The 13,751-nt window shown below is 42.8% G+C and carries 12 protein-coding genes; 1 reads left to right on the top strand and 11 read right to left on the bottom strand.

Features of this window, described 5'->3' with window-relative positions; translation table 11 throughout:
* Positions 1–306 precede the first annotated feature (306 nt).
* Entirely contained in the window at positions 307–3,183 is a 2,877-nt protein-coding gene (locus DXB92_RS14105; RefSeq protein WP_242986618.1) for a hypothetical protein, read from the bottom strand.
* A 1,596-nt stretch (positions 3,184–4,779) separates the two neighbouring features.
* Between DXB92_RS14105 and DXB92_RS14100 the strand changes: the two genes are divergently transcribed.
* Positions 4,780–4,950 carry a hypothetical protein gene (locus tag DXB92_RS14100; RefSeq protein ID WP_242986617.1) on the top strand — a complete coding sequence of 57 codons (171 nt, stop codon included), beginning with the start codon at positions 4,780–4,782 and terminating at the stop codon, positions 4,948–4,950.
* A gap of 689 nt (positions 4,951–5,639) precedes the next feature.
* Here DXB92_RS14100 and DXB92_RS14280 read toward each other — a convergent pair.
* The 10 genes from DXB92_RS14280 to DXB92_RS13955 all read right to left on the bottom strand — a co-directional run.
* The gene (locus DXB92_RS14280) at positions 5,640–5,762 is read right to left on the bottom strand and encodes a hypothetical protein (protein ID WP_278277768.1); all 123 of its coding nucleotides are present in this window, start codon (positions 5,760–5,762) and stop codon (positions 5,640–5,642) included.
* Between the two features lie 412 nt (positions 5,763–6,174).
* Complete coding sequence (locus DXB92_RS06945) at positions 6,175–7,125, bottom strand: hypothetical protein (RefSeq protein ID WP_117733310.1); 951 nt, start codon at positions 7,123–7,125, stop codon at positions 6,175–6,177.
* Between the two features lie 241 nt (positions 7,126–7,366).
* Positions 7,367–8,752: a site-specific integrase gene (locus tag DXB92_RS06940; RefSeq protein ID WP_117733309.1), complete on the bottom strand. Its 1,386-nt coding sequence runs from the start codon at positions 8,750–8,752 to the stop codon at positions 7,367–7,369.
* 115 nt (positions 8,753–8,867) lie between these two features.
* On the bottom strand, positions 8,868–9,092 hold the full coding sequence (locus tag DXB92_RS06935) for a helix-turn-helix domain-containing protein (protein ID WP_117733308.1): 225 nt from the start codon (positions 9,090–9,092) through the stop codon (positions 8,868–8,870).
* A gap of 368 nt (positions 9,093–9,460) precedes the next feature.
* Complete coding sequence (locus DXB92_RS06930; protein WP_242986616.1) at positions 9,461–10,147, bottom strand: phage antirepressor KilAC domain-containing protein; 687 nt, start codon at positions 10,145–10,147, stop codon at positions 9,461–9,463.
* A 207-nt stretch (positions 10,148–10,354) separates the two neighbouring features.
* On the bottom strand, positions 10,355–10,771 hold the full coding sequence (locus DXB92_RS06925) for a hypothetical protein (protein ID WP_022494527.1): 417 nt from the start codon (positions 10,769–10,771) through the stop codon (positions 10,355–10,357).
* Positions 10,772–11,121: 350 nt separating this feature from the next.
* Positions 11,122–11,634 carry a helix-turn-helix transcriptional regulator gene (locus DXB92_RS06920; RefSeq protein WP_117733307.1) on the bottom strand — a complete coding sequence of 171 codons (513 nt, stop codon included), beginning with the start codon at positions 11,632–11,634 and terminating at the stop codon, positions 11,122–11,124.
* A 370-nt stretch (positions 11,635–12,004) separates the two neighbouring features.
* Positions 12,005–12,736 carry an ImmA/IrrE family metallo-endopeptidase gene (locus DXB92_RS06915; RefSeq protein ID WP_117733306.1) on the bottom strand — a complete coding sequence of 244 codons (732 nt, stop codon included), beginning with the start codon at positions 12,734–12,736 and terminating at the stop codon, positions 12,005–12,007.
* A gap of 131 nt (positions 12,737–12,867) precedes the next feature.
* A complete protein-coding gene (locus DXB92_RS06910; protein WP_022494524.1) occupies positions 12,868–13,287 on the bottom strand; it encodes a transcriptional regulator in 420 nt (139 codons plus the stop codon).
* A gap of 268 nt (positions 13,288–13,555) precedes the next feature.
* Positions 13,556–13,751 (bottom strand): hypothetical protein (locus tag DXB92_RS13955; protein WP_207658590.1); only part of this gene is annotated, 196 nt, incomplete at its 5' end.

Below are 13,751 nucleotides of genomic sequence, written 5' to 3'. Positions count from 1 at the left end.
TATTCTTTGTCAAGAAAAACGGAGGATTTTTTGCGATTTTGCACAAATTTTGGAAGTTGGAGAGGAGAGAGTTTTTCTGTTGTTTCGTTCTGTGTCTGTTTTTGAAGTGGCTGCCTTGTTGAAAAAAGGAAGCCCGATATACCGCAAAACTGCGATATATCGGGCTTTTCACACTTTTTCAGAGTACGTATTTTCAATGTGTACTGCTGTTTCCGCTTTCCTTGAAATGTCCTGCTGCTTTGAAAAGGGGTTCATTTCAGAACTGCAATCAGTCCTGAGAGAAACATCCCCCACTGCTTTTGGGTCTTACTCATCCTCTTTACGCTTGAAGATACCCGATGCCTTCACCGCACCGAATCCGAATGCCATGAACAGTGCTGCACCCACGCACAGCAGCCAGTTTGTCATGGAATTGTTTCCAGTCTGAGGCAGGTTAACTTCTGCGTTGGAGGAATCTGTTCCAGTACCGGTTTTCGGATCAACGGTGTAAACGTCCAGCACATTGCCGTTTAAGTCGGTCAGCGTGATCTCATATGCATTCTCCGAGCGTGCAGTGATTTCTGCATTTACGGCGATCACTCCCGTTTTTTTCAGATAATCGTTGAGTGCCCAACTGCAAAGATCTTCGTCCGCAATGTTTGTCACGCTTGTGGTGGAAGATGTTGTAGTCAAAGTGGAAGTTTCCGTGCTGAGTGTAGAAGTTTCTGTGCCAGATTCTGTTGCAGAAGTCGTTCCGCTGGTGGTAGTCGTTGTTGCCTTAGTCGCAGAAGTTGTTCCGCTTGTGGTAGTCGTCGTTGCCTTAGTCGCAGAAGTTGTTCCGCTGGTGGTAGTTGTTGTTGCCTTAGTCGCAGAAGTTGTTCCGCTTGTGGTAGTTGTTGTTGCCTTAGTCGCAGAAGTTGTTCCGCTGGTGGTAGTCGTTGTTGCCTTAGTCGCGGAAGTCGTTCCGCTGGTGGTAGTCGTTGTTGCCTTAGTCGCAGAAGTTGTTCCGCTTGTGGTAGTCGTTGTTGCCTTAGTCGCAGAAGTTGTTCCGCTGGTGGTAGTCGTTGTTGCCTTAGTCGCAGAAGTCGTTCCGCTGGTAGTAGTTGTTGTTGCCTTAGTCGCAGAAGTCGTTCCGCTGGTGGTAGTCATTGTTGCCTTAGTCGCAGAAGTTGTTCCGCTGGTGGCGGTTGTTGCCTTTGTTGTGGCAGTCGTTTCGTTTGTAGTAGTCGTCGTTGTCGTAGTAGTTGTAGTGGTCGTTGTTGTGGTAGTTGTTGTCTGTGCATTTACCACGACCGTGCCGGTTACGACATTATAGTTCTCGCCGTCCTCCGGCGTAAACTTCCACGTCAGGGTATTTTCACCGGCAGTCAGTGCTTTGATCTCGCTGATAATTTCCGCCAGACCCTTGGTGTTGTTTCCGCTGAGAATCAGCTTCAGCTCGCTCACAAGGTCACCCTCGGTGTGGGAATCGCCGTCCACGGTAACTTCTACCGTCGGGTCAGCCTTGGCGATCTGGAACGTCAGTTTGATCTTCGCCGTTTCGCCGTTTTTCGCCGTGACAATAACCGTAGTCTTAACGCTGTCTGCTGCCTTTGCCGGTGTGCCGGAAAGTGTTCCGTCTGTGGAAAGTTCCAGACCCTCCGGCAGCTGGCTTGCATCGTCAACCTTGAATGTCAGCTTGCCCAGATCGGCAGCGTTTTCCACATAGCTGTTCAGATCGACCTCGGTCATCGCCTTTTTGTAAGTCAGTTCCAGCTTGTCCACATCAGCAGAAACGGTGATCTTCACTGCCTCTTTTTTCACAGTGAGCACCGCATCGCCGGTCATGAGATAAATATCTTCAGTGAGCTCGGTCTCGCCGTCAAAGTAGCGGTAAGTATACGCCTTATCCGTCGATTTTTCCAGCATTACTTCATCCGCAGCGTTGTAATAGAGTTCCTTGGTATCGGCATCATCGCCAAAAGTTTCGTCATAGGTCAGTGTCAGCCGAACGACTGCCCTTGCCTGCTCGTTGAGGGTCGGGATCTCGTCCTCGCCGATGGTCTGGTGGAAGTTCAGCAAATAAGCGACTTCACCATTTGTGAACTGGTCGGCGGTTTTGCTTATGCCGTCGTCATTTGTGAAAGTCGTACCCTCTGCCGCACAGGTGTCGAGGTAGTAACTGTTTTTGACGATGCCATTGTTACTGCTATCAATATAGTTATCGCCGCACACACCGCCAATATAGTTTCCAGTACCAGAAATTGTTCCGGTGTTGTAGCAGTTTTCGAGCGTGCCGCAATTGTAACCACACACACCGCCAGCAGTATCCACACCAGAAACCGTTCCAGTATTATAACAGTTTTTGATTATTTTTTCATTATCACCGCACACACCACCGACAGTGTTTTCACTCTTAAAATAAGAGTTCACTATGCCAACATTTTGAATGATACCACGGTTATATTCAAACAAACCAGCATAGCTTCTGCTGTTAGCATCGCAATACAGACCGCTGATCGTATGTCCCTGTCCATCGAATGTGCCAGTGTAACGGCCATATGGAAATCTTCCGATCGGCGTCCAAATTCTCCAACTATTTGCACTGACGCCATCATATCCAGAAAGATCGCCCTCATTGATTACGATATCTTTTTTCAGAACAGCACTTGCATTTATATTCGGATAGTCATCAAAAGAACTGCCTGTGGTATTCACAAATGCCGCAAACCAGTACAGCTGACCAGCATTGGAGATCTCGTAGTTTCCAGTTGTCTCGTTCAGCGTTGCAGGCTGGTAGTGGGTGCTGTCCTTTTTGCAGAAACCGTTTTCGTCGAAGTCGTGAATTTTACCTTCTGCAATAGAATCAGCGTTGTTGGTATAGCTTGTACCCCCTGTTTTGCAATCCTCTCCGGTATAGACTACGCCATGAGTGTTGTCCAGAACCGGAAGAGCGTCTGCGTTCTCGCCGCTTAGATTCTGGTAGAAGTGTACCGTGTCGCCCTCGGACTTGCTGCCGTTCAGCAGATATGCGACTTCACCGCTCTTGAACTGTTCTGCGGTTTTGCCGCCATTTTCATCTTCTGTGTCTGCGAGGTAGTAGCAATTTTTGATTGGCCCAAAATTGTATCCACATATACCGCTTATATCAGTATCTGAGTCAGTAGCAGTAACGGTTCCTATGTTATAACAGTTTGAAATTGGTGCATTACTACAACCACACACACCACCCACAGAAGATACTTGGCCGGTAGCGGTAACAGTTCCTGTGTTATAACAGTTTGTGACTGTGCCACCATTATTATATCCACATATACCGCCTATAGCAGCAGATGACTCAATAGCGGTAAGATTCCCTGCATTATAACAGTTTGTGATTGTGCCGTCATTGCGTCCACACACACCGCCCACAAAATCATTCCCTTTGAAATAGGAATCAACAACTCCAACATTTTTTATGTTGCCATCGGCTTCTGAACTTCCGAATAATCCAATACGTGTTGAATTACCATTAAAATACAAACCACTTACGGTTTTATTATTTCCGTCAAACGTTCCTGAATACCCTGTTATATTATTTCCCATACAATCTGCAATCGGTGTCCAGCTTATAAAATCACTTCCATTGGAAACGTTGTTCTTTGCATCGTATTGTAAGGAATCAAGAAGATTTTCATTTACTGTGATGTTGGCTGTCAGAATTGCATTGGCTAATGTATTTTGTTTAACTCCATCAAGAGTGCCGTTTACAAGTCCTGCAAACCAGTAAAGCTGACCTGCGTTTGAAATTTCATAATAGCCATTTGAATTTTGCTTTGCTTCTTCTTTTGTTCCGCATTTTGTGCAAATACCGTTTTCAAACGAATGTTCAACTACTATGTTTTCATTTGTGTTACTGTACACTTCTTCTGTATCTGTTACACCGCAACCCGTTTTTTCAACTTTGTAAACTTTCTGTCCGCCTAAAACAGGTATTTCATCTGTGCCAATTTTCTGTCCAAAAGCATCTCCAAGAAGAAAAGCAACTTCACCGCTTGCAAATTGTTCTGTTGTTTTGCCTTCAACTTTTTCAATAGTATTAGTATCAGATGTATTCCCAATTGCATCACCTGTAAAAACTGTTTTGTCATAATAACAATTTTCAACAGATGAATTACGAATACTTCCGCAAATTCCGCCAACTTCACTTCCTGCACTTATTTTTCCGCTATTGAAACAATTTATAACATTTAAACTATCAAATATTCCACAAATACCACCAGCTGCATTAATTCCAATTACTGTTGCAGTACTATAACATTCTGATATTGTTCCTCCAAATCCCACGCCACATATTCCGCCGACATTTTCACTACCTTCGAAGTATGAATTTACGACACCAACTTTTTTGATAGTTGCACCTTCAGTAATTTCAAATAAACCGATAAATACTTTATTATCATCATTAAAATAAAGACCGCTAATTTTATGATTCTGTCCGTCAAAAGTTCCGCTGTAACTATTTATAGGTGTCCATTTTCTCCAGCTGTTTTCAGAAATTCCATCATAACCCGAAAGGTCACCCTCATTAACAACAATATCAGCTGTTAAAATCGCATTCGCAGATTTTTCGCCCGCATTTACTTTTGCCGCAAACCAGTAAAGCTGACCTGCGTTTTCGATCTCGTAGTTTCCGGTTTCGCTGTTCAGCGTTGCCGGCTGGTAGTGGGTGCTGTTTTTCTTGCAGAAACCGTTTTCGTCGAAGTCGTGCGGTATATCTGCTGTTTCGGTGTTGGTGTAATACGTCTTGTCGGTGCAGCCAGCATAGGAATAGACCACACCGTGGGTGTTGTCAAAAGTCGGAAAAGCGTCATCGCCGATCGTCTGATAAAAATGAATGTCGGATTGATCGCCGTTCAGCAGATATGCGACTTCACCGCTGGCGAATTGGTCGGCGGTTTTGCCGCCATTTTCATCTTCTGTGTTTGCAAGGTAATAGCAATTTTTGATTGACCCAAAATAGTATCCACATATACCGCTTATATTAGTATCTGAGCTAGTAGCAGTAACAGTTCCTATGTTATAACAGTTTGAAATTGGTGCAGTACTACAACCACACACACCACCCACAGAAAATACTTGGCCGGTAGCAGTAACAGTTCCTGTGTTATAACAGTTTGCGATTGTGCCACTATTATTATATCCACATATACCGCCTATATGAGCAGATGACTCAATAGCGGTAAGATTCCCTGCATTATAACAGTTTGTGATTGTGCCAGCATTTTTTCCGCACACACCGCCCACAGAATCATTCCCTTTGAAATAGGAATCAACGACTCCAACATTTTTTATGTTGCCATCGGATTCTGAACTTCCGAATAATCCAATACATGTTGAATCACCATTAAAGTACAAACCACTTACGGTTTTATTATTTCCGTCAAACGTTCCTGAATACTGTGTTGTACGATTTCCCATCCAATCTGCAATCGGAGTCCAGCTTATAAAATCACTTCCATTGGAAACGTTGTTCTTTGCATCGTATTGTAAGGAATCAAGAAGATTTTCATTTACTGTGATGTTGGTTGTCAGAATTGCATTGGCTAATGTGTTTTGTTTAACTCCATCAAGAGTGCCGTTTACAATTCCTGCAAACCAGTAAAGCTGACCTGCATTGCTGATTTCGTAAACAGTCTCTTTCATGCCGTCATCGTCAATGTCATATTTGTCAGTTGTTTCAGTGGCAGGCTGATATACGGTTGCATTGCATTTCGGGCAGTTTCCGAAACCGTTGGTGTTCCCTGTATCGTAGCTGTGTTCATGGGTGGACGTGTCCTCCTCCGCACTCGCCAACAGCACGCTGCCGGAAAATGAACCGATGCCCACAGACGAGATGCCCGTCACAAGTGCCGCCGCAAGGCTCAGCACTCGCCGGGATAGTTTCTTTTGAAATCGCATAAACTTCCTCCTTTTTGTTTTCGAATATATTACATATTCTTGATAGATCTATTATAACATGATCAGGTATTCTTTGTCAAGAAAAAAGGAGGTTTTTTTGAGATTTCGTTCATTTTTTGGGAAGTTGGAGAGGAGGTGTTGTTTCGTTCTGTGTCTGTTTTGAAGTGGCTCTATTGCAAGGTCATTCTTACACCATCTATTTCAGACTAAAAAAATCTCAGCCATAAAAAATGACTGAGATTTTTTATCAAGTGTAGTTTAACAGAATCATAAACCTTATTCCGAGCAATTTTTCTCGTAGGTTTCCTGATCAATATCTGCAATCGCAAGTGCTTCTTCCAATGAAAAACCTTTTGCAAGCAGATTCTTGACAACTTTAATGGCATTTGAAATTTTGCCTTCTGCTTTACCTTCTGCTTTACCTTCTGACACACCTTTTGCAAAGCCATCATCATAAACGCCCTGGCTCAAATTGCACATATTCTCAACCTCCTTACGAACGCTTCTCAATGGAATGTGATAATCACTTTCCAGAATATCCAATGCAGCTTGACTCCTTCCAATCTCTGAATACAGATTCAAAAGAATATCCAGCATCCGAATCAGCCCATCATAGTTCTTATCTTTTGCACCTAAATTGATCATGATCAATGACATCAAATCATAGTGCTTCGGAATATCCGGCATTTCTCCAACCAAGTTTTCCGGCTTGAATCGATATTCTGTAATCGTATTTGCAAATTCAAGCGGTGCATGGGTACAAATCCAGATAGAGTATACTTTCTTCAATTGATCAAAATTCGAATTCTTGAATTCTACGTTATACTGCGAAGAAATCAATCTGCTGAGGTAGTAAATACCCCGTTTTTCCAGCGTGTATCCCGGACGATATTTGTTCTGAGATTCCAGATTGATAATCAATTCTGCTTCTTCCTGTGTAGGCAGTTTTACTTTGAATTTAATGTCATAGCTGCGAACGCCTTCTTTTTCAGAAATCGTTTCAGAACCTGCCACATCCATTTTAGGTAAGAAATCATCATCAACTGGAACTGTCCCGATCTCTGGCTTTCCTTCTAAACAGGCAACAATTTCCGGAATCGAACAGCCTTTGAATTCCCGGACAGTATACTTCAAAATATTCGCAATGACTTCCTTGTAAGACAGCAGTCGCTTTGCCGCTGTATCATAGGATTTCCGTAATTCATGAATATCTAGTTTCTGTTCCATCGGTGTCACCTGCCTTGTTCATTTTGCTCTGCCTTTATTATATCATATAATAGTGCATTTGTCTACTCTATTATATGAATTCCTTAGTAACGATTCTCTGCTTTATCCGAATTGACTGGATTTCAGAAAGTTGTTGGTAGATAATATAAACGTGAATCACATTATTTTTCTACCATTTTTTCTACCAGAATCACACGTTTTTTGATTTCTTTTTCTTGATTCCACTTTCGCATATTATATTCTATAATGTTGACCTTTGCGATTCTCCCTTGCCTTCGGGATTATCGCTTTTCTTTTTCCTACCGTCACTCTTTTGGGACGGCTTTTTGCTTGTTGCCTTTGACGTTCTGCCTGTGGTCTTTCTGGCAGAATTATCTGCATCAGAATTATCCTCAGACTTGCCACCGAGAACCCTTGCAATAGTTTCAGCCGAGCTGACTTTAGCGTTGTATTCCAAATGACTATAAAGGTTTGCTGTGATTGCAAAATTGCTATGACCAAGCCACTCCTGAATCGCCTTCATCGGAATATCATTCGCCAGTAACAAGCTCGCACAAGAATGACGAAGATCCTGGAAACGTAGATGTTTCAAACCGCTTTTAGTAACGATATAATGGAAGTGCTGCGTTACATAGCTTGGTGAGATCATATTACCAAGACTATCACGGCAAATAAATCCGTCAAACTCCTTGTTGTAGCTCTTGCCGCAAGTCTTTTTAAACTGAGCATCAGCTTTTTTCTTTTCAAGGAGCATTTCCTCAATGTGCGGTATCAGCGGAAGTGTACGCCTTGTAGAATTGGTTTTCAGCCTGGTTTCCACATAGAGTTTCATCTCACCGCTGTCATCGTAGTCGCTGACGATTTTCCTCTGGACAGTGATTGTCTTGTTCTTGAAGTCGATAGCATCCCACCTCAGACCAAGTATCTCACATCTTCTCAGGCCATAGTAAGCTGCAATATTGACAACAAGCTCAAGCTTATCGTCCTTGAATACTTCAAGCAGCTCCAGAAGTTCATCGCCATTATAAAAGGTAGCTTCATGTCTGTCAGCTCTCGGTACAACCAACTTGTCCATAGGGTGTTTCGGGATCAGCTCCATTTTAGCAGCATACGCAAATGCAGAGTGCAATGCGAGATAATACTGTTTCACAGAACTGCCTTTGCAGCCGTTGTCTAGTTTGTAGTTGAGAAAATTCTGAACGTGGTTGTGATTTACCTGTCCAAGCGTAAGTTCCGGATAGTTTTCGTTTATGTACTCCATGTATCTGTTGCTGATCTTGCGATAGCAAAGATGTGTTGTACGAGCCACGTTCGGTTTGATGTGTGTCAGCCACTCGGAAAAGAAATCTCCAAGCGACATCTCAGAAGCACCCTCATCGCTCATAACAGCATTCGGTACGGCACTTGCGGATTTCACAGCAATCTCACCCTCAGCGATGCTCTTGTCAAACTCTGCTTTGATAGCTTCCTCAGCTTCTTTCAGAGCTTTCTTTGAACACGTTTCAGGCAATTTTGTGTTAACCCATTTGCGCTTACGGTTTCCGCTGTGATCCTTGTAGTCAAATACTATATACCATTTCCCGTTTTTACGGGTTTTGATTGATTTGTAAGGCAGACTTGCTTTCATTCATATTCCTCCTTTGAGTTGAAAGCGGTAGAAGTCTGCTGTTGACTATTATATTATAGCGCAAAACCAAATATAATGCAATACAAACCAACCGCATTTCTGTATTTTCGGCATTTTACACCGGGAAATCCTCCGTGGGGCGTTGGCTTTTTTCGTGAAGCTCAACCACTGAGGCTTTCGTCACTCTGATGATGCGTCCAAGATCAAGCCGTGCAATCTTTCCCTGTTTTACCAAAGCGTAAGCATAATTACGGCTGATACCGAGCATTTCACACACCTGGGTAATCGTGACAATATCAGGATATTTCCTGAACGGTTTCCTTACGGATTTGCTTGCCATAACTTCACTCCTCTCTCAGGAAGAAGAAAAAGAAAACAAAATAGCGTTGATGTTTCATATTCAGTTTTCAAGATGCTGTAAGCACATCTGTCTGTCGGTTATTTTTATGCCCAAAGATTGATGTACTGTTGGCAGCTCCTACTCCAAGGGGTAGAAGCTCCCGACGGCACATCAGCCGTCGAAATAATATATAGGAGGCACGATACATGAAACACCGTGGGCAGTATTCGCCCTGTCGAAGAACGGATACTCCCGACAGCGTTTCCGCTGTCCTGCAAAAAAGAAGGAATATATTATCAGTAATTCTGCTCCATAAGAGGAAGAATGCCGTGAGCTTTCAGAAGCTCGTAGATGAACAGCCGTCCCTTCTACGTCCAACAAGTATGCAGCTTCGCATTAGGGTCGCCGTTTTCGTCTGATACAGTAAAAGTCTTGGACTTTACATATCCCATTCCTGCGTACTTCTGATACAGCAGCCACACCTGCCCCTGCTTATACTGAACTCCCTGTTCATGAAGCCATTTGTTCAGCCATACCGCCGACTTACCATAGTCCTTTGCGATAGTGCTGATCGGCATCAGACCCTCGGCACTCAGAACATAGTCGTAATAAGATGCTTTCGGGAGCATCTTTTTTATTCTCTCTGCCTGTTCGCTGTTTTCTTCGATGAGCTGAGTGTTTTCATGCTTGACAAGCTGCAACTGATGATTGGCAATAAGCAATGCTCTTGCGATGATCGCATCGGGACTGTTCCACTTCTTCTCGATTTCGAGGAAGTATTCACGGCATTTCTTACCGATTTCGGAGCGCTGAATCATGCACAACTCTTTTGCCATATCAATGGTGAGCTGATGGTCTTTTCTCTGCTTACCTGCACGTCCGTCAACCCTATTACTCAGAAACGAGTAATAGTCTCTGCCCTCTACAAATCCGTACTTGCACATTCTTTTGAACCAGTCGTTGTAGCGAGTGTCGATCATAAGTGCTGCATGAAGTTCCCGACCGCTTACGGTTGGCTTTTCATTGTCAAAGTTTACAGTTATCATTGTTTCCATTTATAACACCTCATTTTTATCACGAGCGTATGGGGAACGACGCAGCCGGAAAATGGACAAAACAGCTTTGTCGCTCCCTTAGCTCTCCTGAGAACACTATTGCGCCCTCTATAAGTCATTACCAAATTTTTTATGCCCATCGTTAAGTATCAAGCCTGATTTTGTAGCCATGCACAGTTTTCAAGTATGAACTTGCACTATGCCAGGTCATTTTGCCATTTTCTCGATCAGGAACTCAACTCCGAGTGTTACCCGACGGAATACCTCTACCTTTGAAACGTTATATTTTCTTGCAAGCACACCGTAACTTGCGTTCTCACATCTGATATAGTAGTCCATGACTGCTTCGTACCAGCTCTCATTCTTGATCCGCAGCTCGTCCAATGCCTGAGCAAGCCGAGGATTCTGAATGCCGCCCTGAGTCATAGTAGTGCTGTCAGTGGAAAGCAGATACTCAATATCATCAACGTGACCGTAGGTAAATGCTTCGTTCTGTTTCCGTTTCTTTTCCTCATACATCTCATGGCGGATAAGACTACGATATGCTTTTACTGTCTCATCGGTAACGCCTTCGACCTTTTCGATGTCATAGTATTCTTTCGGGAATTTCGGCTTGGATTTCATGTTTTTCTCCTTTCTGTCAGAGAAAAACGCATACCAATTAAACCAAGCGGTTGTCGAGTGTTTCTCTCTGACAATCCCAACTCAGCCTGGTGATCGTATTTTTGAGGTTACGGAACTGAGTAGCCGCGCGCAAGCATTCGTATCCTCATTTTATATTGTAAACCTTCTCAGCGAAAAAAGATATATCGCGCCGAGAAATGTTGCAATATCCAAAAGTAACAGGGTTTAATGTAAAAATAGCCTAAAGCACGTCAATATGCCTATGAAGGATACTCAAATCTCGCTGATTTCATCTTCTTACTGAGGTCTGATTATTTCTCGACAAGAAATGACCTATATAAATTTCGTTACTATTTACCATAGGCATTTGTTCCTAAAGCTGTCAGCGAGTCAAAACCGAATATAACCAGTGTCTGATTGCATTTAGCAACTGCATTTTCATCGCTCCTGCCGAGTTGCATATATCGGTTGATAATGTTGTTTTCTGTACAGCGCCTGTCAATACGCAATTCAGCAAGGCTAAATACTGCGTCGATCTGCGAGGGTTCAAGTCCGAATGCTATCATCAGAGCCAGCGTATACGGCTTTGAACGTCCATAGTCTGACAGGTATTTGTAAATGGTGTTGTAGCTTATTCCTGTCCTCTCTGCAAGAACTGTTGGTGTCAACCCCTTGAAATTCATCAAGTTGGTCAGATAACTGCCGAAGGTATCTTCGTCACCGGGAAGAAAGTTGCCAATGTTCAGGTCGATGAACATTCTGATCATGTTCTCATCGTTCTCCCATTCTTTGAGGAACTCATGACGGACATCTATGATCCTGACCATATTGATCAAATCACTATGTTCAATTTTGTGGATCACAGATATTCCTCCCTTCATAACAAAAAAGAACGGAGATGAAAACAGTTCATGCTGCTCTCATACTCCGTTCTATGAAGTGACAATGTCCTTCGGTGCGGTCAGTATCATGTTTATTATCCTTTGGATTTATTTGTGCGTGTAGCTTTAAGAGTGTTCCAGTCAACGATAAACGCTCTGGTACATTTAGGACAGATACATGAGTTGCGAAGATCGCCTTTATTATCTGCCCGTATTTCGCCCTTGTTGCACCACGGACATTTTACAATGTATCTCATTTTCATGAAAGCTCTCCTTCTGTACACAGATATTGTGTACGATGTTATTAAAATAATAATGGATGTCTCCACCCATTATTATGATTTCAAACACCTTAGTCTTTGGAGAGCAAGCCGTAAGCATAAAGATTATTCCTGACCGCATAATCCGGAACAAGGAATGTTTCAGCAAGATCGCTGATCAATGCTGCTTCTGCTTCTGGATGTTCACCAATAGTGATTCTTTCGTCCTTAAAGCCGTAAGCATCCATAAGTCTGATAGACTGAGTCAGGAATGCACTTGTGGGCATCAGTATAGCATTTGCTATACAGTCAGCCTTTATCTCTGACCATGCATCGGCATCGGTATCAATGTAGTGACTTATCTTTTCAGCATCCATATAGTCGGTACGCATTTCAAAAGTTTTACAACAGGAGTAATTGGGACGAACCGGGTCTGCAAGCTCCCTGTTGATGATCCAGTGTCCAGCCTCATGCGCCAGAACGAAGCGCCATTCAGGTGAATCAACCTGTATGTCCTGATTCAGAATGACTGTACCAGGGTCAACTGAAATCGGACGATCACTTTTAATATGAAAGTATACACCCGGAGAATAGTATATGAAAGCCTTGATATAAGGTAAATCCACAATGTCACTCAGAATCTCAAGGTGCAAAAAATTGTCTACAAAATCCTTGATGTCAACCGAACCGGGAGGAATCTGCAATCCTCCAAAGTATTCAAGAAGATACTTCATAGTAATGGGGCAGCTATTAAGGCCGCCCCACATGACGGCGCTTCGAGGTTTCCCAGTGTCTGGCTTTGTCATAAAAAACAATCCTTTCATATTTTCTTTTCTGCTTGAACAGGGTCAAAAAAACACCTGACACTTTATCAATGGTATCATTGACGGTGTACAGGTGCTACATCGTCGGCAATTTAGCCGAGAAGTATATGAGTAGAATTTTGACAAATGTATCAGAGGGTAGATGATTTCAAAGCCTGAAGATGAATTATAAACTTTTGCCATTCTTCATCAGGAATATTTTTTTCATCTGCGAGCCTAAGAGCTAATCGTGCTGATGGAGTCTTTGATAAGTAGGCTTGAATATCTATGTACTGTCCTTTTGATACCTCAGCCATAGCCCTAAACGCAAGAATCTCATCTTCCTTGACACTTAGTTCTCTTATCAGATTTTCCATGTAGTCGATTCCTTTAGTATTACTTGTTGGTGCAACTCTTAGTCCGCGCTCGATATCGCTCAAGTAAATTGGTGACATTTGAACTGCCTTTGCCAGATCACGAACCGATCTCCCAAGTTCCTCTCGTCTTGCTCGGATGCATTTGCCGAAAGTATACTTATCATACTCGTTCGACTTAATTTCATTAAATTTCATAGTGATATCCGATTTTCCTTTCTAATTAATGGCTCAGCGACGTAATAGAGGTAAAGCAAAACTGCCCGTCGCTTCTCGCAAAGCTAATATAACTTTGTAGCGTCTCCCTCAGCACATATCCGTTTGAAAATAGTAGTAAACACCTCGCCGCATGGTGGGATATCCTAATAACCATGAAAGCAGAGATAGCTAAGTTCTGATAAAGCATTATTCATGCTGTACACAAATCTTGTTTACGGGTTTATTGTACTCCGAGAACTTGAAAAAGTCAAGACTTTTCCTGATTTTTCTTTCTATAATTCTGAATTTCGGCAGGTTGGCTAAAATAAAAGCTCGATTTTGTGGCACTTCGACGATAAAAAATATTGATTAAGCCGATGCATAACGCATAGGCAAATTTTTTGAGCAAACACTTAAGGCAACACCGCACAATTGCCAAACGAGCAAAAATATGATATAATAGA

Source organism: Ruminococcus sp. OM06-36AC (assembly GCF_003438725.1).
Classification (GTDB): Bacteria; Bacillota; Clostridia; order Oscillospirales; family Ruminococcaceae; genus Ruminococcus_C; species Ruminococcus_C callidus.
This window is presented reverse-complemented; position numbering and strand designations above follow the sequence as displayed.

Bases quoted from the DNA above. Each gene is read 5' to 3' on its own strand.
- DXB92_RS14280 (WP_278277768.1), bottom strand. From the start codon at position 5,762: ATGAACACAGCTACGATACAGGGAACACCAACGGTTTCGGAAACTGCC.
- DXB92_RS06945 (WP_117733310.1), bottom strand. From the start codon at position 7,125: ATGGAACAGAAACTAGATATTCATGAATTACGGAAATCCTATGATACA.
- DXB92_RS06940 (WP_117733309.1), bottom strand. From the start codon at position 8,752: ATGAAAGCAAGTCTGCCTTACAAATCAATCAAAACCCGTAAAAACGGG.
- DXB92_RS06935 (WP_117733308.1), bottom strand. From the start codon at position 9,092: ATGGCAAGCAAATCCGTAAGGAAACCGTTCAGGAAATATCCTGATATT.
- DXB92_RS06930 (WP_242986616.1), bottom strand. From the start codon at position 10,147: ATGGAAACAATGATAACTGTAAACTTTGACAATGAAAAGCCAACCGTA.
- DXB92_RS06925 (WP_022494527.1), bottom strand. From the start codon at position 10,771: ATGAAATCCAAGCCGAAATTCCCGAAAGAATACTATGACATCGAAAAG.
- DXB92_RS06915 (WP_117733306.1), bottom strand. From the start codon at position 12,736: ATGAAAGGATTGTTTTTTATGACAAAGCCAGACACTGGGAAACCTCGA.
- DXB92_RS06910 (WP_022494524.1), bottom strand. From the start codon at position 13,287: ATGAAATTTAATGAAATTAAGTCGAACGAGTATGATAAGTATACTTTC.